At 61.0% G+C, this 22,704-nt stretch carries 22 protein-coding genes and 1 pseudogene; 7 read left to right on the forward strand and 16 right to left on the reverse strand.

Annotated elements, in window-relative coordinates; all coding sequences use genetic code 11:
* Positions 1-80 precede the first annotated feature (80 nt).
* Positions 81-629, reverse strand: coding sequence for a DoxX family protein (locus tag BM235_RS06960; RefSeq protein ID WP_090110898.1), 549 nt, complete (start codon positions 627-629; stop codon positions 81-83).
* Positions 630-848: 219 nt separating this feature from the next.
* Positions 849-1,376, reverse strand: a complete 528-nt coding sequence (locus BM235_RS06965) for a hemerythrin domain-containing protein (protein ID WP_090110900.1) — start codon at positions 1,374-1,376, stop codon at positions 849-851.
* A 312-nt stretch (positions 1,377-1,688) separates the two neighbouring features.
* Here BM235_RS06965 and BM235_RS32905 point away from each other — a divergent pair.
* Together BM235_RS32905 and BM235_RS06970 are read left to right on the forward strand one after the other, a co-directional pair.
* Positions 1,689-1,859, forward strand: a pseudogene (locus BM235_RS32905) (transposase); the annotation flags it as partial.
* Between the two features lie 78 nt (positions 1,860-1,937).
* Positions 1,938-2,633 carry a hypothetical protein gene (locus BM235_RS06970; RefSeq protein ID WP_255374115.1) on the forward strand — a complete coding sequence of 232 codons (696 nt, stop codon included), beginning with the start codon at positions 1,938-1,940 and terminating at the stop codon, positions 2,631-2,633.
* Positions 2,634-2,948: 315 nt separating this feature from the next.
* Here the strand turns inward: BM235_RS06970 and BM235_RS06975 are convergent, their stop codons facing one another.
* The 3 genes from BM235_RS06975 to BM235_RS06985 all read right to left on the reverse strand — a co-directional run bounded on the left by BM235_RS06975 (position 2,949) and on the right by BM235_RS06985 (position 5,266).
* Positions 2,949-4,028: a PAS domain-containing sensor histidine kinase gene (locus BM235_RS06975; protein WP_177244206.1), complete on the reverse strand. Its 1,080-nt coding sequence runs from the start codon at positions 4,026-4,028 to the stop codon at positions 2,949-2,951.
* Positions 4,029-4,065: 37 nt separating this feature from the next.
* Positions 4,066-4,719 (reverse strand): response regulator transcription factor, encoded by a 654-nt coding sequence (locus BM235_RS06980; RefSeq protein WP_090110917.1) that lies wholly within the window; start codon positions 4,717-4,719, stop codon positions 4,066-4,068.
* An 85-nt stretch (positions 4,720-4,804) separates the two neighbouring features.
* Positions 4,805-5,266: a GAF domain-containing protein gene (locus BM235_RS06985; protein ID WP_090110919.1), complete on the reverse strand. Its 462-nt coding sequence runs from the start codon at positions 5,264-5,266 to the stop codon at positions 4,805-4,807.
* Between the two features lie 246 nt (positions 5,267-5,512).
* On the opposite strand from BM235_RS06985, the gene BM235_RS06990 reads away from it, so the two are divergent.
* Together BM235_RS06990 and BM235_RS31980 are read left to right on the forward strand one after the other, a co-directional pair.
* Positions 5,513-6,262 carry a Crp/Fnr family transcriptional regulator gene (locus BM235_RS06990; RefSeq protein ID WP_090111112.1) on the forward strand — a complete coding sequence of 250 codons (750 nt, stop codon included), beginning with the start codon at positions 5,513-5,515 and terminating at the stop codon, positions 6,260-6,262.
* 892 nt (positions 6,263-7,154) lie between these two features.
* Entirely contained in the window at positions 7,155-7,373 is a 219-nt protein-coding gene (locus tag BM235_RS31980) for a hypothetical protein (RefSeq protein ID WP_158543879.1), read from the forward strand.
* A gap of 82 nt (positions 7,374-7,455) precedes the next feature.
* On the opposite strand, the gene BM235_RS07005 is transcribed toward BM235_RS31980, so the two are convergent.
* Together BM235_RS07005 and BM235_RS07010 are read right to left on the reverse strand one after the other, a co-directional pair.
* Positions 7,456-8,097 (reverse strand): TVP38/TMEM64 family protein, encoded by a 642-nt coding sequence (locus BM235_RS07005; protein WP_158543878.1) that lies wholly within the window; start codon positions 8,095-8,097, stop codon positions 7,456-7,458.
* Positions 8,098-8,171: 74 nt separating this feature from the next.
* Entirely contained in the window at positions 8,172-9,293 is a 1,122-nt protein-coding gene (locus BM235_RS07010) for a transglutaminase domain-containing protein (protein WP_090110923.1), read from the reverse strand.
* A gap of 114 nt (positions 9,294-9,407) precedes the next feature.
* Between BM235_RS07010 and BM235_RS07015 the strand changes: the two genes are divergently transcribed.
* Both BM235_RS07015 and BM235_RS07020 read left to right on the forward strand, forming a co-directional pair.
* On the forward strand, positions 9,408-10,292 hold the full coding sequence (locus BM235_RS07015) for a helix-turn-helix transcriptional regulator (RefSeq protein WP_158543877.1): 885 nt from the start codon (positions 9,408-9,410) through the stop codon (positions 10,290-10,292).
* Positions 10,293-10,385: 93 nt separating this feature from the next.
* On the forward strand, positions 10,386-11,519 hold the full coding sequence (locus BM235_RS07020; protein ID WP_090110926.1) for a glycoside hydrolase family 88 protein: 1,134 nt from the start codon (positions 10,386-10,388) through the stop codon (positions 11,517-11,519).
* Between the two features lie 81 nt (positions 11,520-11,600).
* Here BM235_RS07020 and BM235_RS07025 read toward each other — a convergent pair whose 3' ends face one another.
* Complete coding sequence (locus tag BM235_RS07025) at positions 11,601-12,071, reverse strand: DinB family protein (RefSeq protein ID WP_090110928.1); 471 nt, start codon at positions 12,069-12,071, stop codon at positions 11,601-11,603.
* A gap of 203 nt (positions 12,072-12,274) precedes the next feature.
* On the opposite strand from BM235_RS07025, the gene BM235_RS07030 reads away from it, so the two are divergent.
* Positions 12,275-13,177: a LysR family transcriptional regulator gene (locus BM235_RS07030; RefSeq protein WP_090110930.1), complete on the forward strand. Its 903-nt coding sequence runs from the start codon at positions 12,275-12,277 to the stop codon at positions 13,175-13,177.
* Between the two features lie 70 nt (positions 13,178-13,247).
* Here BM235_RS07030 and BM235_RS07035 read toward each other — a convergent pair whose 3' ends face one another.
* The 8 genes from BM235_RS07035 to BM235_RS07070 form a co-directional block, all read right to left on the reverse strand.
* Entirely contained in the window at positions 13,248-14,921 is a 1,674-nt protein-coding gene (locus tag BM235_RS07035) for a ribulokinase (RefSeq protein WP_090110932.1), read from the reverse strand.
* A 71-nt stretch (positions 14,922-14,992) separates the two neighbouring features.
* Entirely contained in the window at positions 14,993-15,694 is a 702-nt protein-coding gene (gene araD / locus BM235_RS07040; protein WP_090110935.1) for an L-ribulose-5-phosphate 4-epimerase, read from the reverse strand.
* Positions 15,695-16,044: 350 nt separating this feature from the next.
* Positions 16,045-17,145: a GntR family transcriptional regulator gene (locus BM235_RS07045; protein WP_090110937.1), complete on the reverse strand. Its 1,101-nt coding sequence runs from the start codon at positions 17,143-17,145 to the stop codon at positions 16,045-16,047.
* A gap of 96 nt (positions 17,146-17,241) precedes the next feature.
* Entirely contained in the window at positions 17,242-17,910 is a 669-nt protein-coding gene (locus BM235_RS07050; protein WP_143106641.1) for an HAD family hydrolase, read from the reverse strand.
* A 136-nt stretch (positions 17,911-18,046) separates the two neighbouring features.
* Positions 18,047-18,607: a chromate transporter gene (locus BM235_RS07055; RefSeq protein ID WP_090110941.1), complete on the reverse strand. Its 561-nt coding sequence runs from the start codon at positions 18,605-18,607 to the stop codon at positions 18,047-18,049.
* 224 nt (positions 18,608-18,831) lie between these two features.
* Positions 18,832-20,958 carry an alpha-galactosidase gene (locus BM235_RS07060; protein ID WP_090110943.1) on the reverse strand — a complete coding sequence of 709 codons (2,127 nt, stop codon included), beginning with the start codon at positions 20,956-20,958 and terminating at the stop codon, positions 18,832-18,834.
* 22 nt (positions 20,959-20,980) lie between these two features.
* The gene (locus tag BM235_RS07065; RefSeq protein ID WP_090110945.1) at positions 20,981-21,799 is read right to left on the reverse strand and encodes a carbohydrate ABC transporter permease; all 819 of its coding nucleotides are present in this window, start codon (positions 21,797-21,799) and stop codon (positions 20,981-20,983) included.
* Entirely contained in the window at positions 21,799-22,677 is an 879-nt protein-coding gene (locus tag BM235_RS07070; RefSeq protein ID WP_090110947.1) for a carbohydrate ABC transporter permease, read from the reverse strand. The genes BM235_RS07065 and BM235_RS07070 overlap by 1 nt, the downstream gene beginning before the upstream one ends.
* Positions 22,678-22,704 lie beyond the last annotated feature (27 nt).

Below are 22,704 nucleotides of genomic sequence, written 5' to 3' on the forward strand. Positions count from 1 at the left end.
TGACCGGGCAAGGTGCCCGTACTAAGATTGACGGCGGCCGGGCGATGCCGGCCGCCGTATCAACCCTTTGAAACAATCGGTCAGTGCGCGACCGGCGTGCCCTTCGTACCGTCATGATGCTTTTTATCCACGATCGCATGATTGATCTTGCCGAAGCCCTTGCGGATAAGCGGGAGCAGGTAATAGTCGAGTCCGAAGCGTCCGGCATTGGCGCCCGCCGTGAAGACGATGAAGGCGAGAACGAGCAGCCAAGGGTTCGTGCTGACGGTACCGGCCAAGAGGAACATCGTGTTGAGCATCATTCCGAAGAAGGCGGCGGTGACCGTGAGTCCCCCGACGATCAGTCCTACGCCGATCAGGAACTCGCCGAGCGGGATCAGGACGTCAATGAGCTTGATGTTCGGCAGCGCGAAGTGCTGGATGAAGTACGTGTAGTTCGGGTAGATCACTTCGTTCGTCGCGTGATCGGCGACAGGCTTGGCGATCGCGCCTTGCAAGAAGCCCTTGGCGGTGAAGCCGCCCGTCAGCTTGTGCCAGCCTGCGTCGATCCACTGCCAGCCGACATAGATACGAAGAAGCGTGACTGCGACTGCCGCCCATACATTTTCTTTGAACCACTTGGTGACCATAAAGGCCATCTCCCTTTTCGCCGTTACGGCGTTTATTGGTGACTTTCGTTGGTCTTGCTCGCCTTGCATCCTCAGTATGAGGGATGTTGCGACTTTCGAATGTGATGAATCTCACGCTTTGCGATAATTCCTTGTGAATATTTTCACTTGATTGGGCGAAGAAAGGCGGATCGTCTTCAGGTGGAGCGCGAGGACGACTCCGACCCAAGAAGCTGAAGCTTAATAGCTATAAACGTTTGAGTGGTCCTCCAGCGTGTCAATGATCTCCTCCTCCTCGTTCAGCCGGTTTTTTAAAAAAGCGTAGGCTTGGAGAAGGTACGACGACAGCGCCTTCGCTTCCTCCGGCGAGATCGGCAGCACCGACTGCTCCAGCGTGTTCAGGAAGGAGCCGATGAACCGCTCTGCGAGACCGTAATCCTGTTCCATGAGCGTGAACAAATCGGGCTCGGTCTCCAAATACCATACTGCGTATGGGAACAGCTCCGTCTTCTCCCAGGCGATGTGCGCGCTCCATTCCCTCATGAAGTGCTTCACGCGCTCGTTCAGAATCCGGACGTTGGCGTTCAGATGAACGATGTCTTCGTCCTTACGGACGGTGCAGACTTGCGCGTACAGGTCCGCCAGCTCTTCTTCCAGCGCGTCGTGCTCCTGCCGGGCTCTGACGACGGCGACGCTCAAGTGGGCGTACCGTTCATCGTCTCCTTCGCAAGGCAGCTGCGCTTTGTTCGTTTCGTCTAACGTATTCATCTGATTGTGCCTCCTTCGTTTTCGGGGCGTTGCTTCTTTTGATGAGTTCAATATACAGCGAATGGACGTCTTTTAATGTGAAAAAAATCACAATTAGGGGTTCGTCACGAAATAGACATGGAGTTCACTATAAGCAGCGCTGCTCCCTACGTTCCTATGCCTTTTTTCCGTTTTAACGATATCCCCTTCGATCAGGGAGAGAACTATATTCATGCCTTCAGATACCCTGCCGTTCCATCAAAAAAAACGTGCATCCTCATCCATTTTTTGCTATAATGGGAACATAAGTTCTCTTTTGAGGGAGAGTTAATTATGCCCGGCCGCTTTTCGATTCGCGATTCCTTACCTCAATATACCGAAGAGGAATGCGCAGACGCTTTGTTTGCTGCCAAGTGGCCGGACGGTTTCCGTTGCCCCCGCTGCGCGCACTCGCGCCCCTATGAAGTGTCGTCGCGCGGACGCCGGCTATTTGAATGCCGCTCCTGTTCCCATCAGACATCGCTTACGGCCGGCACCGTGCTCGAAGGTACGCGCACGCCGCTGACCAAGTGGTTTCAGGCTATGTACCTGATGCAATACGGTATCAGTGCCGTGCTGCTCGCCGAGATTATCTACGTTACGTACAAGACCGCATGGCTCATCAATCACAAGCTGCGCCATGCCGTCGGAGAGCGGGATCGCGTCATTCCGCTCGAAGGGAGCCTGCAGTTGTTGGGGGAATATTACGGCTACGATTATCATCGCTACTTCAGCGATCGGCTCGCGCATGGCGAACTGAAGCCGCAACCGATCGTGGTCGGCGCCTCGCTCGACGAGACGGGTGATATCGTTCATCTCAAAATGAAAGCCGTCGACGGACCGGAAGGAAACGCTGCGCCCGGCAGCGGCGATTCAGAGGATGAGGAAGCGATAGAGCTGTTTGTGCAAAAACATACCTCAGCCGGCGTGGCGCCCGGACAATGGGAGGTGCTCGAGCGAAGCCATCGCGGCCGGAAAGCGCCTCATCACGCTTGGCGGGAGGTCGTGCGCTGGCTGGCCTGGACGTTCGGCGGGATCGGGCCCAAGCATCTGCAAGCCTATTTGAACGAGTTCTGCTTTCGCCGCGTTCGCGGCAGCAGTATGCTTGCCGAGCTCATCGATTGCTGCGGAACGACGGATACGATCACCTATCGGGGATTGGTCGGCGCCCGGTCCGGCATCCGGCCCATCCGTTGGACATTCCGGCGCCCTGCCCGAAGCAAGCGATATGTAGGTTAGTAGGTTAGTCGATTAGACTAGACCATCAGGAATACCGAGGCACGGGGACCCGTCCGGGAAGCGAACGAGGCCCCTAACCGATGGCATGACTCTCTGCGCCGGGTAGGGACGGACCGCAACGCATCCTGTTCGAACGGGATTGCTTGCCGATCGAGCGGGATTGCTTGCTGATCGAGCGGGATTGCTCGCCGATCGAGCGGATTGCTCGCCGATCGAGCGGATTGCTTCCTGAGCGAGGGGGATATTGTTCAAACGCGCGGTAGCGTAGTGGTCTGTACGGAGAATGGACATTTGTTCATGTTCAAGCTTGCATGATTAAGCCTGAACCGCCGGCACCGCAAGCGTCACGGTCGTCCCGCGCCCCGGATCGGACGCGATCCGCAGCTCTCCGGCTACCGCGCGGGCGCGCTCTTCCATGCTGAACAGACCGACGCCCGAGCCCGCGGTCGCGCGGGAGAAGCCGGCGCCCTTGTCTTCGATGACGGCTCGCACCTGCCCGTCCGCCTCCTCGAGCGAGACGAACGCTTCGGATACGCCCGCGTACTTGCCGACGTTCGTCAGCGCTTCTTGCACGACGCGGTAGATGGTCGTCTCCGCCAACAGCTGCGGACGGCGCTTCAGGTTGCAATCGAAGCTCACGCGGATTCCGTAGTGGCTCTCGAAATGCTCGATGTAGGTACGGAGCGCCGGCACGATGCCGAGATCGTCGAGCACGGACGGGCGCAACTCCCAGGCGAGACCGCGCACCTCGGACATCAACTGCGATACTTGCTGGCCGAGCATCGTCAGCCCCTCGTCCTCGCGTTCGGCCAACAGCCGGTCGATCGTGATCTTGAAGAAAAACAGACTTTGCCCGATCCCGTCGTGCAAATCCCGGGAAAAACGCCGACGCTCCTCCTCCTGGATTTGCATCATCTGCGCCAGCATCGATTGCAGTTCGGCTTCCGTCTCCTTAAGGCGCGTCACTTCGTGGCGGATCGCAAGGTATTGATAAGGCTGACCGTCTCCGTCCGCGAACGGAACGATTGTCGTATCCACCCAATATTCCCGACCACTTTTGGAACGGTTTTTAATCTCCCCGCGCCAGACGCGGCCGGACGAGATCGTGGCCCACAGCTCCTTCATGAACGTCTTGCCATGGTGTCCCGAATTGACGAGGCGGTGATCTTTTCCGATCAGTTCCCCGCGGTTGTATCCCGAGATCTCGCAGAACTTTTCGTTGACGTAGCGGATCTTGCCCCGACGGTCCGTGATGGCGACGATCGCGGATTCGTCGAGCGCGAACTTGACGTCCGCGAGCTGCTTGAGCGAACGGCGGAGCTCTTCCCGATAGACCGGATCCGTCACGCCATCGTCCAGTCCCGACAGCAGCTCTTCAACCTGCGCGGCGAGCACCTCTGCATGATATTCGGACCTTCCAACATGCTCATGTTCAGTCAAAGGTCAGCAGCCCCTTTTTCATCGCGAATTTAACGAGATCCGGACGGGTTCGAAGCTCCAGCTTTTCCATCAGGTTGCTCTTGTGCGACTCCACGGTCTTGACGCTAATGACGAGCTGTTCGGCGATTTCCTTGTTGGAGTATCCTTGCGCGACCTTCGCCAGAATCTCCTTCTCCCGGTCGGACAGGGATTCGTAGGTTCCGGCGTGCTCGCCATGCTTGAGCTTGTCGAGGTAGTCGCCCATCAGCCGCTTGGTCGCGGACGGGTAGAGATAGGCCTGCCCCTCCGCCACGTGCCGAATCGCGGATAGGAGCTCCTCGTGCGGCGCGCTCTTGAGGATATAGCCCGACGCGCCCGACTGGATCGCCCTGAACAGATAGCCTTCGTCGTCGTGCATGGTCAAGATCAGTACGTTCGTGTCCGGAAGCGACTTTTTGAGCTCGGCTGCCGCGGTAAGCCCATCCTTGCCATGCGGCATGCTGAGGTCCATCAGTACGACATCGGGACGAAGCGCCCCGGCCAGCGCGATCGCTTCGTCGCCGTCAGCGGCTTCGCCTACGACTTCCATGCCTTGCCTTCCGTTCAGCAGCATCATGAGTCCGGAACGGACGATGGCATGATCGTCCACCACCATGATCCTAATCATCCCTTTCCCCCCAACAGCGTGTGCTCCGCTCTTTTTTACCTATTCTATCATAGCAAAACGTCCGGCGGAGCGCTGCACACAGAGCCTACACCGAACGGGCTGCAGGCAAGCCGTTAAGCAACGATGCGATCCGTTCTCCCGCGTTCGCGATCAGGCGGCGTTCCTCTGTGCGGTACACCCTTTTTTTGCGATCTCCCGCGACCAGCACGCCCGCCGGCGCTCCTCCCCGATACAGCGGAACGGCGTAGACAGATCGCAAGTTCTCTGCGAGCAGGAGCGGATACTCCTGAAGCTGGCGCGTATAGACCAGTTCCGCCATGCTGATCGTCATCGGCCTGCCTACCTTCATTACAGTACCTGATAGACCCCTGCCCGGTTTCTCCGAGATGCCGGACAACCGATCGTTCGCGTTGCCGGACGCGACCGGCCATCTCAAGGTATTTGAAGCCGGTTCTGTCAAACCGACCGCGCTCAGGTCGCATCCGATCTCCTCGCGCAACAGTGCCAAGATCGCCTGGATCGCTTCGCGGGTGCCCAATTCGACCATCTCTCATCCCTCCAAACCCTACACCCATGCTCCTACAACCAGTTTACCGGAGCGTCGGCTCCCCGTAATTCGGGGAATTCCCTGAATTCGTCAGGGGGAATCTCCTGATTCCGCCCCGCGCTGTGACGATAATCACAAAAAGATAAGGGAATTCCCGCCGCAAGATCAGGAGGTTCCCCGATATAAGGCCGACGGGGGTTGCGTTATGATGGAGTCATCAAAGGGAATCGGATGGGGGATGCGGTCATGGGAGAAGCATTAAAGAAGAAGGCGGCCGGGGAACGGCAGCAGGACAATGGGCTCGGCATTCGACGCTTTTTTTCGGAGGATCAGTTCGGCCGCCTCGAAGAGCTGATGTATCCGAAACGCGCGGAAAAAGGAAGCTCCCTGTTCTGGGAGGGCGACTCGGCCGGGAAGCTTTATTACTTGCGCTCAGGCAAAGTGAAGCTGCGGAAGTCGACGGACGAAGGCAAGGACTTCACGCTGTCGATCATGCAAGCGGGGGATTTGATCTGGGAGCCCGAGAACGGGCTGTCGTCGGTCCATACGTTCAGCGCAGAGGTGCTGGAAGAAGCCGAGCTCGGCGTCGTGCAATGGAAAGATCTCGAGATTCTGCTGTATCGCTACGGGGACTTCGCCGTCAAATTCATGAACTGGATGGCGATCGCGCAGCGCGTGAGCGAATCCAAATTCCGCGACCTGCTGCTGTTCGGCAAGCCCGGAGCCCTCGCCTCGACCTTGATCAGGATGGCCAACACGTACGGCATTGCCACAGATGAAGGCATTAAAATCACGCTCAAGCTGACGCATACGGAGATCGCCGACTTGATCGGCACTTCGCGCGAAAGCGTGAACCGCATGCTTAACGGGTTTAAAGAGGAAGGCATCATCGATATCCGACAAGGCCGAATCTACGTGCTTCAACTGAACGCGCTGCGCGAAATCTGTCATTGTCCGACCTGTCCCGGCTGCCCCAAGGAGATCTGCCGGATCTGATTCTGCAGCCTGTCGGATCGATTGTAACGCAATCGTAATATAGCTTTCATCTTACCTTCATCTTCGGCGGTTACAATACAGACATGACCCCCCTTTTCAATAATATATCTTTTGGGCTTGCAGCTTCGGCTGCAGGCCCGCTTTTTTTTGCCCCGGGTTCCTCCGCACCTTCTTCTGGGCAGGCGCATATCGTACCTTAGCGACATTCGCCCAGCCGAGGAGGAATACGTGCATGACAAATAAAGGGCAGAACCGTGGGCAGCCGGCAGCCAAGCAAGCCCGACGGCAGCAAGGAGCGAAGAGCGAAGCGACGCTTCACGCCAAGGCGCCCGCGAAGAAAAAGACGGGCATCGCCGTCAAGCAAAGCCCGCAATCGGAATCTTTCGAGCCGGATATCCCGGCGAGACAAATCCCATGGTGGTTCACGCCCGAACACCAGCGGGCGCACGGACCGGGTGGCGGCGCTCACTTAGGCGGCTTGCTGCCGCCGAGGCCGCCGGGACAGGGGTTTCACCCGGGTCCCGGAACTGGACCGCACCCAGGGCCCGGACCGTTTCCTCCAGGACCCGGACCATTCCCGCCTGGACCGGGGCCGTTCCCGCCTGGACCTGGGCCGTTCCCGCCCGGACCTTTTCCGCCTGGACCAGGGCCGTTTCCGCCTGGGCCCTTTCCGCCGGGACCAGGTCCGTTTCCGCCTGGACCCTTTCCGCCAGGACCAGGTCCGTTTCCGCCTCCTAGACCGCCGTTCCCGCCTGGACCGGGGCCGTTCCCCTTTCCGATTCCAATTCCGCTGCCGATTCCCGTTCCTGTTCCGCTGCCTGAGCCGACCAGCTTCGTAGCCGTAACGGTCCAGGGCGGCGTCGGATTCCCGAACATATCCGGCACCAGCTACGTGACCTTCTACCCTGGCATGACGCTGCGCCAGGCGCTGTTCGCGACCGGCAGGGTACAGTTCGGACCGAACGGCTTCATCGTCAGCGTCGCCGGCATCCCGGTCGGCGGACCGATCGGACTGACGGTTCGCTACAATGGCCGCGTCATTCCGCAGACCTTGCTCGATCAGCCGATTACCCCGGGCAGCACGATCACGCTTAGTCTCTTTTACTTTTAATAGCCCTGCCAACGCAAAAGGAACCGCACCTTAACGGGTGCGATTCCTTTTGTTATGAGCTAAACACTGCGGCGACCCGCGTTTAACCGACTTCGCGCCCTACTCGGCGCTTCAGCAATAGCGGGACGAGCATCGCGACGCCGAACGCCGCGACGGCCAGCGCGATCTCCCGCCAGTCGCCTCGCGTCAGGCTGGCGCCGAGAAAACAGAAGGCGAAGGTGCCCGGCAGCGTGCCGATCGCCGTCGCTGGCACGTATGCCCGCAGCGGCACTCGTGCGACGCCGGCCGCGTAGCTGACGAGATCGAACGGCACGAACGGCGCGATCCGCAGCATGAGCACCATCGGGAAGCCGCGGCGCTGCATGGCGGCCTCGAGCTTGCGTAGGCGCGGATCGTCCCGTCCTTTGAAGAAGCCGATCCCCACCTGGCGAGCCAGCAGAAACGACAGCACCGCCCCGGGGAGCTCGCCTAAAAACGTGTATAACATACCGTGCCAAGTGCCGAAGGCAAGCCCGCCAGCCAGCGTCAGCACCGATGCGGGAAACAGCACGAACGGCCTGGCGACGAATAGGCCGATGTAGACGACCGGCGCGATCCAGCCGAACGAAAGTATCCAGTCGCGCAGCGTGTTAGGCGTGATTTTCAAATAGTGAAAGTTAACCCACAGCAGCGCGCACGCGACCGCGGCGATGGCTAGCGACAGCAGAACGACCTTGCGACTCACATGAACACTCCCGTCTAGCGTCTCATGCAAGCATCATACAGGATCGGCAAGCTTTTTTCCAAATCGGAGGGCCCTCACTGACGAAGCTTGAACTTCACGGTCAGCATGCTGTCTCCGTCCTCTCCGCCCGCGAGCGATTCCATCGTATAGCTGACCGACGACAGCTCGGGCATGAGCTTGAGCAGCGCGTCCAGATCGGGCTTCGCTTCGGACGTATAGCGCATCTTGGCCGTCGTCTGGCCGGCCGCGGCGGCTGCGCGAAGCTTCGCGGCGATTTCCTTGACCGTTGATACGGACTTGGACGGATCCAGGTAGTCGAGCCCCATATCTTCGCGAAGGTCTTCGTAAAACGCGGCGCGCGTCTTGTCCTTCGCCATCAGCGCGTCAAGCGTGTTCTTGTATGAGGTGACGGCTTGCGGATATAGGGCTTTCCAGATATGGTCCTTCTTCAAGGCGGTGTCCGTCACGAGATAATAGCCGTATGTCGTCCGTCCCTTGACGTCCGGCACCGGGTCGTCGAACGTCGTGTCCAGCTGGTACCAGACGCCGTCCAGCTTGACGAGGTTCCACGTGTGCGCGCCCGTGCTCACGGTGCCTTCGACGATGCGTGCGGGGATCCCCGCGTCCGTCAGCAGCCGATAGGTAAGCGAGGCGTAGCCCTGGCAGACCGTCAGCCCGTTCTTCAGCGCGTCGTAAGCCGAATGCCGGACCAGCGAGCGGTCGTAGGCGACGTGAAGCAGCACCCAATCGTGGATCGCTTTTACCTTTTGGTGCGCGTTCATGCTCTTGGTGACGATGGACGCGAGAATCTGCTTCGAACGCGTATTCACGTATGCGGTTTGTTCCGCGGTTTCCCAATACTTCATGTTCACGCTTAGCGTGGAGGTCGTGCCGTTGGAGCTGACGGTATAGCGATAAGAACGGATGGCGTACTTCAGGTAATCGTCGGCGGCGAAGACGCTGTCGAACGCCTTGGACACTTCGGCGGTCGTCAGCTTGCCCTTGAGCGCGACGGTAAAGGACTCGCTGCGGGCGCCGAGCTTCTGCTTCAGGCTGCTCTGAAGAATCGTCGCTTCTTCCGCCGTGACGGCGGCGACGGCCGTATCCCGGTACGGCCACACAGAGGAAGCCAACAACAGCGCGGAAGACAATAAAAATCCGGTAATGGCGCTTAGCTTTCGTTTGGACGCGGTCATCTCTCGCACTCCCTCCGGGTCTATACGCTTATGTAATCAATCGCGGCGCTTCGTAACCTATTCACCCTTACATGGTATAATCTATCATGAATGCGGAAACGGGGGATGGGCCGTTTGAATCGAATTGTGACGTTAAACCTGGGACCGGACGCTTTTTTTTCTTCCTATCGGCAGACGACGGACGATCAGGACTGGCTGGCCTATCACGCCCACCAAGGCATCGAGCTGCTCTATGTCCACCAAGGACAGGGAGAAGCCATGACAGAGGATGCCCGCTATCCGATCCGCCCCGGCACGTTGCTGCTTTTCCTGCCCTACCAGCTCCACAAGGTCGAAGTGCCCTCCGTGCCCGGCGCGCCTTACGTCCGATCGCTGGTGAAGTTCGATCCTAGGATCGTCGAACCTTATCTTGCGCCTTACCCCGGGCTCGCCCGCTGGTTTCTGATGCTGAAGCGCGGCCTGTTGTCCCGCTCCTTCTGCGATCTCGGAACGTCGGAGCGTCTGCCCGGTTTGCTGCGAGACTTCCACGAGCTCTACGGCGCTTCCGGTCCGGACAAGGAGGAAGAGCGTTCGCTGTTCCTCGTCTCGCTGCTCCATGAGCTGCGGCACCGGGCATTCCCGGATATCAGCCGCGACGGCTCTCCCGAGGCAGAAGGACGCTCTCTCCATATCGACCGGATGATGGATTGGATCGAAGAGCGGTACGCGCGCCCGTTCGACCTTCAATCGCTCTCCGGCGAGCTGCACCTGTCGCCTTATTACCTGTCGCACCTGTTCAAGGAGCACACGGGCAGCAGCATCCGGGACTACATCACCGCCCGCCGGATCCGCGAGGCCTGCAGGCTGCTCAGCTCGACCTCGGATTCGATCCGGTCGATCGCGGAGCAGGTCGGAGGCTTCGGCGCCTCGCACTTTTGCCAGCTGTTCAAGAAGTGCAAGGGGATGAGTCCCGAGACGTTCCGCCGGACCGTGCAGCAGGGCTTCAGCGCGGCCCCTTGACCGCAACTTAGCCATATACTCCCGCAACTCGCCCGAAGGTCTCCTCTATATAATGGGGTTGAAAAGAACTTCGGATCAGGGAGGCAATACGATATGTGGCAGCAAGCGATCAATGACGCGCTCGGCATCACCGCCCGCAACCTCGAGCGGTTCGGGGACCGGTTCCCCCATGTCAGCGACGGCTCCAACAAGTACGTGCTGAACGACAATACCGACTGGACCGACGGCTTCTGGTCCGGCATTTTATGGCTCTGCTACGAATACACGGGAGACAAGCAATATCGCGAAGGCGCCGTGCGGACCGTCGCGAGCTTCCGCGACCGGCTGGCGCAATTCGCGAATCTGGATCATCACGATATCGGCTTCCTTTACTCGCTGTCGGCCAAGGCCCAATGGATCGTGGAAAAGGACGAGTCCGCGCGCAAGCTGGCGCTCGAAGCCGCCGACGTACTCATGCGCCGCTGGCGCGAGGATGCCGGCATCATCCAAGCCTGGGGACCGAAGGGCGATCCGGACAACGGCGGCCGCATCATCATCGACTGCCTGCTGAACCTGCCGCTCCTGCTCTGGGCGGGCGAACAGACGGGCGACGCCGAATACCGCCGCGTCGCCGAAGCGCACGCGCTGAAGAGCCGACGCTTCCTCGTGCGCGGCGACGATTCCAGCTATCATACGTTCTACTTCGATCCGGCGAACGGCAACGCCATCCGCGGCGGCACGCATCAGGGCAACACGGACGGCAGCACCTGGACGCGCGGCCAAGCCTGGGGCATATACGGCTTCGCGCTGAACAGCCGCTATCTCGGCAATGCCGACCTGCTGGAAACGGCGAAGCGCATGGCGCGCCACTTCCTCGCCAGGGTGCCGGAGGACGGCGTCGTGTACTGGGACTTCGAGGTGCCGCAGGTGCCTTCCACGTATCGCGACAGCTCGGCCTCCGCCATCACGGCATGCGGTTTGCTTGAGATCGCGAGCCAGCTGGACGAGAGCGATCCCGAGCGCCAGCGCTTCATCGACGCGGCGAAGGCGACCGTCGTCGCGCTGCGCGAAGGCTACGCCGAGCGCGACGACGGCGAAGCCGAAGGCTTCATCCGCCGCGGCTCCTATCACGTGCGCGGCGGCATCTCGCCGGACGACTACACGATCTGGGGCGACTATTACTACTTGGAGGCGCTCCTCCGTCTGGAACGCGGCGTCACGGGGTATTGGTACGAGCGCGGACGTTGATTCGGAGCACTCGATCGGACAAAAAAAACGGCAACCCATGCGGGTTTGCCGTTTTTTTTGTCCGGGCTCGCGCTACGACGGCTATTGGACGGACGATGCCTTGGCCAGGCTGCCGCAGGTCGCCAAATGCATCGCCTCGTGCATCAGGCCGAAGTTGAACAGCTCGCCGGCGAGGTGGAACGTAAGCGGTCCGAACTGAAGCGGCGCCGGCAGCGGCTCGTTCAACCTTTCAGGAGCGATCTCGTCGATGGACGCTAGCTGACGCGCCATCGTCGCGAGGAGTTCCTCTTTGTCCGGGGGCGTCCCGGTCCAATCCGCGGGCTTCGTGCCGGAGTTAAAGAAAGCGGCGTAGGAGGACGGGATGGCCGTCTCGGCTGAGAAGCAGAGCGATTGATAAGCATCCATCCAGTAGATCAGATGGCCGACGTTCCAACGTATCGTGTTGTTGAAGCCTTCGGGACGTACGTCGAACAGCGATTCGGGAATGGCTTCGATCGCATCCATGGACAACCGGCGAACGGTCTTGGCGGAATCGACGATAATCTGGGACATGGATCATACCTCCTCGGCTTAATGGGTGGGGGCTGAATCTGACCTCAGTTTACGTCCGTTCTCCTTCGCCATCAATGCAGCCGCCCTTATCGAATCGTTAAGCGAAACTTAACGATCTGGCGTTGACATCAGCGAAGTTCACGGTTGAAAATAAAATGACGGACTGCGAGATCGATTACTGCGACCGGAAGGCGGGAACGGGGATGGAGCTGAAGCAGCTTCAATATTTTATGGCTGTCTGCGAGGAGCTTCACTTCTCTCGGGCAGCCGAGCGGATGGGCGTGAGCGCGCCGAATATCAGCCAGCAAATTCGAGCGTTGGAAGAGGAGCTCGGCATGCTGCTGTTCGACCGCGTCGGCAGAAAAATCGCGCTCACCGACGCCGGCGCGATCCTGCGGGAGCATGGCACGGCCGTCCTGGGGCATCTGCGGCAGGCGGGCGACGCCATCGCCGACCTGAAGCACAAGCAAGGCGGGGCGATCTCCATCGGCGTTTTGCCAGGAGACGCGGACCTGCTGTTCAACGCGCTGCTGCTCGATTTTCACCGTACCTACCCGCAGGTCTCGGTGTCGCTGCTGGAAACGATGAAGGTGACCGAGCAAGTGCTCGACCGCAGCATTGATATCGGCGTGGCGATCGGCCCGATCGCCGACGAGCGCCTGACGGCGATCCCCTTGTTCCGCGAGGAATTCGCGTTGGCCGTGAACAAGCAGCATCCATGGGCGGACGAGAGCGCCGTTCCGCTGGCCAAGCTGTCGTCGCTCAAGCTCGTGCTGTTCCCGGGCGAGCATCAATGCCGCAGGCTCCTCGAGCAATACTGCCTGGAGCAGGGATTTCGCGTGAAGCCGCATCTGGAAACGACCACCCTGGCCTCCCTGCTGCAAATGGTCGAACAGGGCTTCGGCGCATGCGTCCTTCCGCGATTGCTTTTGGAAAACTTGGATCGAGACGGCATACGAACCTTGCGACTGATCCAGCCCACGCCGAGCCAGGACATCTGCCTCGTCTACCGCAGCGACAGATACGTCGGCTATGCGATGCGGACCTTTATCAAGACGCTGCGAAACTATATCGAAGCCGCGATCCGGCACGCGAAAATCTCGTAAATAAAGAAAGAACCGTATTCGCGCGTCCCCAGGGGGGGCCGAGAATACGGTTTTTGCCGAGCGCCTCGCTTTACTTCGACGCTTCTTCCTTCAGCGCCTTCAGGCGCTTCATGACGTCGTTCGCCCCGCGGCCGAAGTAGTCGTGCAGCGTCCGGTACTCCGCGTACAGCCGCTCGTACACCGCCACGTGCTCGGGGATCGGCTTGAACGTCTCTTCGCGCACGCGCGCCATCGCCTTCGCCGCGTCGACCACGCTGTCGTAGCCGCCCTTCGCCGCGCCGGCCGCTACCGCGCCGAACATCGCCGCGCCGACCGCCGGCGTCTGCTTGGAGTCCGCCACCTTGATCTCGCGGTTCGTCACGTCCGCGTAGATTTGCATGAGCAGCGCGTTCTTCTGCGGCAGTCCGCCGCACGCGTACACTTCATGGACCGGCACCCCGTTGTCGTGGAACGCGTCGATGATCGTCCGCGTCCCGAACGCCGTCGCTTCGAGCAGCGTGCGGTACATTTCCTCCGGCTTCGTCAGCAGCGTATAGCCCACGACGACGCCCGTCAGGTTCGTGTCCACGAGCACCGAGCGGTTGCCGTTCCACCAGTCGAGCGCTACGAGGCCCGTCTCGCCCGGCTTATACTGCGCCGCGCGCTCCGTCAGCCACTGGTGCACGCCGACGCCTTCTTTTTCCGCCGCTTCCTTCACGTACGCCGGCACCGCTTCGTCGACGAACCATTCGAAGATGTCGCCGACCGCCGACTGCCCGGCTTCGTAGCCCATGTAGCCTTCGATGATGCCGTCCTCGACGACGCCGCACATGCCTTCGACTTCGACCTCTTCCTTGCCCAGGAGCATATGGCAGATCGAGGTGCCCATTGCCATGACGAGCTTTCCTTCGTCCACGACGCCGACCGCCGGTACCGCCGCATGCGCGTCCACGTTGCCGACCGCGATCGCCGTGCCTGCCTTGAGGCCCGTCAGCGCAGCCATCTCGGCCGTCAACTCGCCGGCCTTCGTGCCGAGCGGCTTGATGTCGCCGCGCAGCTTGGTCGCCGTCAAGTTCTCAAGGCGCGGATCGAGCGCCTTGAAGAAGTCCGGGCTCGGATAGCCCTCCTGCTTGTGCCAGATCGACTTGTAGCCCGCCGTGCAGCTGTTGCGGACGAATTCGCCCGTCAGCTGCGAGATGACCCAGTCCGTCGCCTCGGTGAACAGGTCCGTCGCCTCGTACACTTCAGGCGCCTCGTTCAGGATCTGCCACACCTTGGCGATCATCCACTCCGACGAGATCTTGCCGCCGTAACGAGGCAGGAACTTCTCGCCCCGCTCCGCCGCGATGGCGTTCAGGCGATCCGCCTCGTCCTGGGCGGCGTGGTGCTTCCACAGCTTGACCCAGCCGTGCGGATTGTCCTTCCACTCGGACAGGAAGCACAGCGGCGTGCCGCTCTCGTCCACGGGCAGCATCGTGCAGGCCGTGAAGTCGATGCCGAGGCCGATGACGTCTTCCGGCGCGACGCCCGACGCCTTCAGGACGGCCGGTACCGACTGGCGCAGCACCTCCAGGTAGTCGTCGGGATGCTGCAGCGCCCAGTCGTGGCCCAGCTCGATGCCGGAGACCGGCAGCTTCTCGTCGATGACGCCGTGCGGGTATGGCGTGACGTGGTCCGCGATCTCGTGGCCGTTCGATAAGTCGACGAGCACCGCGCGGCCCGATTGCGTGCCGTAGTCGACGCCGATGGCGTATTTTGCGCTCATGATAGAACCTCCTCGTATGATGGCTCAATAATGCCGTTAGATTCACTTTGCCGATTCATCTTACCGCTAGCTCAATGCTGATCGCCCGGCTGACCGTAATACGCGTTCGCGCCGTGCTTGCGCAAATAATGCTTGTCGAGCAGCTCCTGCTGCATGGACGGGATGCCGGCGTTCAGCTGCCGCGTATGGTACGCCATCTTGGCGACCTCCTCGAGCACGACGGCATTGTGCAGCGCGTTCATGGCGTTCTTGCCCCAAGCGAACGGCGCATGGCTGTACACCAGCACGCCCGGCACCTGCTGCGGGTCGATCCCGCGGAACGCCTCGACGATGACGTTGCCCGTCTCGTGTTCGTAAGCGCCTTCGATCTCCGCCGGCGTCATCGCCCGCGTGCAAGGGATCGTCCCGTAAAAGTAGTCCGCCTGGGTCGTACCCAGCGCCGGGATGCCTTGACCGGCCTGCGACCAGATCGTCGCCCAAGGCGAATGCGTATGCACGATCCCGCCGATGCCGGGGAACGAGCGGTACAACACGAGATGCGTAGGCGTATCCGAGGACGGACGCAGATCGCCTTCCACGACGTTGCCTTCAAGATCGAGCACGACCATCTGCTCCGGCCGAAGCTCTTCGTACGGCACGCCGCTCGGCTTGATGACCATCAGGCCGGATTCGCGGTCGAAGCCGCTGACATTGCCCCAAGTGAACGTGACGAGCCCGTACTTCGGCAGCTCGGCGTTTGCCTGGCATACTTCCGCTTTTAATCGTTCCAGCATGCGCGCACACATCCTTTGCAAGGTAAAAATGAATATCCTCGAGTATCCTCGCGCCGATTCGCGACTCTCGTTATGGAAGGCGAGGGGCGGACCGCGCGCCATATAAGCGTCCGGTTGACTTTACGTCTGTCTGCTTTGGGTTCGTTTACATTATAACTTGTACGTACATGTGTGTCGAGAGAGAACGTCATTTCGCGAAACACGCAACGCCGGGCAAAAAAAAGCCCGCATCGCTGCGGGCCAAGTCTTCCTATATATCAATGGGGGGGTTGAATTCATCATATCCCCTTCTCATTAAATGAAAATGAGCGCCGGCTGAACGATTCCTTAAAATCGCCCTGAACGCTTCCTTAAAATCGCTGCAGCGGTGCCGACGACGTGCGCAGCACGAGCTGCGGCGCGAATACATGACCCTCGCCGCGGCCGAGCGCATCCTTGTCCAGCATCGTCACCAGCAGATTCGCGGCGAGCTCGCCCAGCTCCGCCTTCGGGTGGGAGACGGTCGTCAGCTTCACCTCGGTCGCGGTCGCGAGGAACGAGTCGTCGAAGCCGACGATGGACAGGTCCTCGGGGACCCGCAGCCCTTCCTCGCGGATGACGTCCAGCAGCGATACGGCCAGCTGGTCGTTGTAGCAGACGATCGCCGTCGGCGGCTCCGGCCGCGAGAGCAGCTCGCGCAGCGCCTCCTGCGGCCTGGAATCGCGATTTTCCGTCCGGTAGCGAACCAGCAGGTCGGGCGGTACGGACAAGCGGCGTTCGCGATGCGCTTGGACGAATCCCTTCATCCGGTGCACGCCCTGCAGATCGTCCGTCTTGAACAGCCCTGCGATCGCGCGGTGTCCCGCCGCGAGCAGATGCTCCGTGGCGACCGCCCCGCCCGCTTCGTCGTCCACCTTCACGCAGGGCCAATCCAGATCCGGATACTGCTCGTTAATCATGAGCATCGGGATGCCGTGGTACTCCAGCGCCATAAAAGTCTCGTAATTCGGGTTGCCCTCCGCGCTTTTCGTCGGCTCGACGATGAGCCCGCACACGCCCTGCGACAGCATCGTCTCCAGGCTTTCCCGCTCCTTCTCCTTGCTGCCCTCCGTGCTGGACAGCAGCAGCCGATAGCCCTTCTCCTTAAGCGCGGCTTCGACGCCCCGCACGATGGACGGAAAAATATAATCGGAGATATGCGTCGTGATCAAGCCGACCATTCGGTTCGCGCCTGGCCCTCTTCGATCGCCCTGGAGCTTGGCCACGAACGTGCCCTTGCCCTGCTCGCGGGACAGCCAGCCTTCGCTGACCAGCTCGCCGATCGACTGCCTGACCGTCTGGCGGCTAAGGCCGAACTGATCGGCCAGCTCGTTCTCGGACGGCAACTTGTCTCCCGGGCGGTACTTGCCGCCGGCGATCCAGGAGGCGATCTCTTCCTTTAACCGCTGATACTTCGGGTACTGCGGATTCAACCCGTTCACCTCGCGCAAAACGTATAGCAGCTATTATAGCATAACGGCGTACTTGTACGTACATTTAAAAGCCGCTAGCTACTTGCGGTAAACCCGTTAGCCGTTCCAACGCGCCACGAGCATCTCGAGCTTTTGCCCGTCCAGCGTCGGCACGACGAGATCCGCTTCGGAAAAGTCGAGCCCGGCCGTCATGGCGTTCGGCACGGCGATGCCGTACAAGCCTGCAGCCTTCGCCGCTCTCAGCCCGTTCAGCGAATCCTCGATGGCGACCGCCTCGCCCGGCTCCACGCCAAGCGACCTCGCGGCCAGCCGGTACAGCGCGGGATCCGGCTTTACTTTTTCCACGTCGTCCGCCGTGTGGATCGCGTCGAAATGCCTGCGAAGATCGAGCCGGTCCAGATGCGGTTCGATCCACGCGCGGTAAGAGCTGGTAGCCAGACCGACCGCGAGCCCCAGCCGCTTCGCTTCCTCCAGCGCGTCCAGAATGCCCGGCAGCAGCGGAACCTGGTGCACCATCCCGGCGTAAAGCTCCCCGAACCGGGCGTCGAACCACGCGCGGTCGATCTCCTCTCCGGTGAATGCGGACAGCTCCGCGCATGCGTCGAAGCCGTGCAGCGTACCGATCGCGCCGGCCCATTTATCCATCGGCAGCTCGTGTCCCCGCTCCCTGAAGATCCCGTTCATCGCCTCGTAAGTCACGGTTTCCGTATCCAGTATCGTCCCGTCAAAGTCGAACACGACCGCCTTGATCATCGCTATCTTCAACTCCCCTTCTCGATCCTAATCGCCCCGCATGATAGGCCCGCCAGCGACAAAGCGCCCCGGCCAATGCCGGAGCGCTCTGCGCTTCCTAACGGAATGATGAGGCGGCTCGAACCGCAAGTCGTCCCGGCTATTCGCTTCAGCCCGCGTTTTCCCGCATGAACAGGGCACCGATGACCAGCGCGCCGAGAATGCCCCACACCGCATTGATCTTGAGATACTGTACCATGATAAAGTAAACCGCGGCAAGCGCGAACGGCAGAAAAACGACCGGTCCGCCGCTGCGCTGGAACGCGTACTTGGCGAAGTCGTAGGCCAGCATCGCGAGCATGACGAAGATGACCGGCTGTACGCCTTTGATCATCCCTTTGATATACGGATTGCCTTCGAGCCTGTGCATCAGTCCGACGAGCAGCACCATGAGCAGCGCGGTCGGCAGCACGACCGCCGTCACGGCCATGAGCGCGCCCAGCCAGCCGGCGACCTTGAATCCGATGTAGGCCGCCAGCTTAGTGGCGATCGGACCGGGAAGCGCATTGCCGAACGCCAGCGCCTTGCCGAAATCCTCGTTGCCCATCCACTGATACCGGTTTACGACTTCGTTCTGATACAAAGGGATGATCGAAGGACCTCCGCCGTAGCCGAGCATCGTCGACCTTCCGAACGCGATAAACAAATCCACCAGTTGCTTGATCATCATGAACAGCTCCTCCGTCGCCGCGCCCGTCGCCTCGGACGGGCTTTCGCGTCTTGCACGCGAACGAGCGGCACGTGCGTTTCCCCTATTCTAATAGAAGGACGCGCGCGCCGCCATGCGCCGAAGAAATCGTTGTTCGTCCGGACCAATCGGGCGGGACGGATTAGGAACGGCATACAAAAGGAAAACAGCCCGCAGGCCCTCTCGCTATTTCGCGAACGACCTGTTTACGCGCCGGCGGTCGCGTCCACCCGCTTGACGCGCAGCAGCCAACTGACGTCGTCGCCGCGGAGCGCCAGCGGGACGCCTAGATGCATCAGCGTCGAGCCGTGCCGGACGAAGCCGGGCGATCCGTCGTCGCTCCGCACTTCGTAGACCGCGTCCGGGACGAGTCCGCGAAGGCGAAGACTGCGCTCGGTTCCGCCGAAGCTCTGCGCCTGGAGGAAGGCGAATACGACCGCCTCTCCGCCCTCGGCATCGACATATTGGCAGGCGGCGACGTTGGCATCGCGCAGCGACGACAGCCTGTGCAGGTCGCCTTCCGCGATCAGATGCCGGATCTCCTTGTATACGCTCACGTACCGGGCGGCAGCCTCCATCTCCTCGTCGGACCAACGTCCGATGTCCGCGCCGATGCCGAGTCCGCCCATCATCGCGCTATGGAACCGGTAAGACAGCGGCAGGCTTCTGCCGTTGAACCCGTTCGGCGCTTCCGTCACCCAGCACATCATAATCGAAGGGCTGTAAGCGTAAGTGAAACCTTCCTGAATGCTCAAGCGGTCCCTCGCGTCGGTATTGTCGCTGATCCACGCCTGGTCTGCGTATCTCAAGATGCCCAGGTCGATCCGGGCGCCTCCGCCCGCGCAGGTCTCGAATTCGACATGCGGGAACCGCGACCGGAGCTCCGCCCAGATCTCGTACAGATGCTCGACATGACGGATCCATACCGACTTCCCTTCGCCCTCGCGCGACTCGCCGCCCGGCTCGGTGACGGTGCGGTTCATGTCCCATTTGATAAATGATATCCCGTGCTTCGACAACAGTTCGGTCATGAACGACAGCACGAACGCCTTCACCTCGGGCTTGCCCAGGTTGAGCAGATACTGGTTCCGCAGCTGCGTGCCCTCTCTCGTAAGGAAGCGATAGATCCAATCCGGATGGCTTCGGAACAGGTCGCTGTCCGGATTGACCGATTCGGGCTCGACCCACAAGCCGAATTCCATGCCCCGAGCCTTAACGGCACCGATCAATTCCTCGAGTCCGTTCGGGAATTTATCGGCGTTGACGCGCCAGTCGCCCAGGCCCGCCCGGTCGCTGTGACGCTCGCCGAACCAGCCGTCGTCGACGACGAACCGCTCGACGCCAAGCTTCGCGGCGCGCTCCGCGAGCGCCAGCTGGTCGCGGACGTTCACCGCGAATTCGGTCGCCTCCCACGAATTGTACAGCACCTTCCGCGGCGCCCTGCCCGGCAGGATCTCCTCCCGCTGGTAGCGATGGAGCTTGCGGCTCATGTCGCCGAAGCCGCCTGCCGCGAAGCCGCCGACGAAGATGGGCGACTCGTACGTCTCGCCGGGGGCGAGCGCGAACGCGCCGTCGAAGTCGTTCACGCCGCCGGTCACGCGAACGCCGCCGAAAGTCGTGCGCTCAAGTACGAGCTTCCAGTTGCCGCTCCAGGCGAGCGCGCCGAACCACACGCGGCCGCCTGTCTCGTTCGCGCCGCCGTCGTCGATCGCGAACCAGGGGTTGGCGTGCGGGCCCGTGAAGCCTCTGCGCGATTCGAGCACCTTCTTGCCCTCGGTCAACGGGGCGGATCGCAATTGATATTCGCCGGCCCAACGTCCCGTCACATGGGTCAGCCGATAGTCGGGCAGTCCGCCAACCGACCAGAGGGCGGCCATAACCTGCTCGATTCGCACGGGCGACGTCTCCCCGTTCCGCAGGATCGCCCGGCGCTCGATGAGGTCGTGGCGGTGGATCGGCTTGTAGCGGAGCTCGACGTTCAGCGCGTAATGCGCGTCCTTGAGATGGACGGCAAGCTCCTCCGCGCCTTCGATCGTATAGCCGCAGTAGACGAGCCGCACGTCCCGGACGCCGTCCGCGAACGTCGCCTTCAGGCCCGGCTCCGCATAGCCCGCGCCGCCCCAGCCCCCGTACTCCTCGGTCTCGCGGTCGACCGCCGCGTCGAAGGAGCTGTGCGACCGGCTCTTCAGCAGGTCGGCCGCTTCCTCGGCTTCGATCGGCTCGCCCCAATAGAGATGCTGAAGCGTGCCTGCGTCGTTGACGCCGAACAGGTAGCACGTACGCGCGGTGCGGATTTCGAACAGTCGTTTGTTTTCGTGATAGATGATCGCCATGGTTGCTCGGTCTCCTTTGCGTTTACCCTTTGATCGCGCCGGCGGCGATCCCTTTGACGATGAACCGCTGCATGAACAGGAAGAACGCCACGATCGGGATCATGCCCATGACCGCGTACGCGAACGCCAGGTTCAGGTCGCTGCTGTATTGGCCGAAGAAGTAATACTGCTGCAGCGGGATCGTCCGGAAGCTTTTGTCCTGCAGGTAGAGGAGCGGCAGCAGAAAGTCGTTCCAGATATAGAGCACGTTCAGCACCGCGACGGTAGCGGTCACCGGTTTCAGCAGCGGCAGGACGATCCGGAAAAAGATGCCGGGGGTCGTACAGCCGTCGATCCGCGCAGCCTCCTCGATCTCCCGGGAGATGCCCCGAACGAAGCCGGCGAAAAACAGGACGCCCATCTGCACGCCGAAGCCGCCGTAGACAAGCGCGATGCCCCAGTGGCTGTTGATCAGGTGGAGGGACTTGCCCAGCTTGTAGAGCGGCAGCATCGTCACCTGGAACGGCACCATCATGCCCGAGAGGAACAGCAGAAAAACGATGTTATAGAACGGCTTGTTGCGCCTCGCGATCGCATAGCCGGCCAGCGAGGACGCGGTCACGATGAGCGCCACGGACAGGGCGGTGACGATCGCGCTGTTCAGGATCGCCTTCGGATAATCCGAGGTCTGCCAGGCGTGAACGAAGTTGGCGAAGTCTATTCTGGCGGGCAGCGCGTAGAACGAATCGAACGTCTCCTTGGCGGATTTGAACGCCATCAGCACCGCGACGTACAGCGGGAAAAGGAAGAGGACGGCCAGCAGCGTCACGACGGCGAAGGTCGAGATTCGGGCAGTTCTCATTACAAATCGACCTCCCGTCTTCTGAACAGTCCGATCTGAACGATCGTGACGACCACCAGCACGACGAAGAAGATCATCGACAGCGCCATCCCGTAGCCGGCCTTGTAGTTATCGAACGATGTCCGGTAGATATACGTCGACATCACCTCGGTCGAGAAGGCGGGGCCGCCCTTCGTCGTGACGTAGACCAGGTCGAACACTTTCAGCGCGCCGGTCAGCACGAGCAGCATATTGATCGTCACCGAGGGCGCAAGCAGCGGGAACGTAATATGCCGAAACGACTTCCATACGCCGGCGCCGTCGATCTTCGCGCTCTCGGCGAGCTCGCCGGGAATGCCTTGAAGGCCCGCGATGTAAATGATCATCGGCGAGCCGATGCCTTGCCAGACCGCGACGACGATGAGACCGTACAAAGCTTGATCGGGATTGCCGAGCGGGCTGGTCACGTCGAGGCCGAAATGGCTCAGCAGGTTCGGGAAGCCTTGGCTGTAGTTGTAGCCCCAGATGAATCCCGACAGCACGATGGAGATGACGCTCGGCAGGAAAAAGATCGTGCGGAACGCATGACGCCCGGGCAGGTACGCATCCAGCAGCAGCGCGAGCGCGAGCGACAGCGCGTTAACCAGAATCGTCAGCGCGATCGCGTATTTGAACGTGTGCCACAGCGCGCTCCACAGGTCGGAGTCCTGCAGGGCCTTCACGTAGTTATCCCATCCAATGTAGTGCAGCTTCGGCGCCACGCCGTCCCAATCGGAAAAGGAGTAGCGCACGCCCGTCGCGAGGGGGATGACGACGGCCGTCACGAACAGGAACAATGCGGGCAAAAGAAAAAGAAGATACCAGGCCTCGCCGCGCGCGAGTCGCCTTATGTTCGTCATGTTGCGCCGTCCTTTCTATCGGCGGAC

The sequence above is a fragment of the Cohnella sp. OV330 genome (assembly GCF_900112065.1).
GTDB lineage: Bacteria > Bacillota > Bacilli > Paenibacillales > Paenibacillaceae > Cohnella.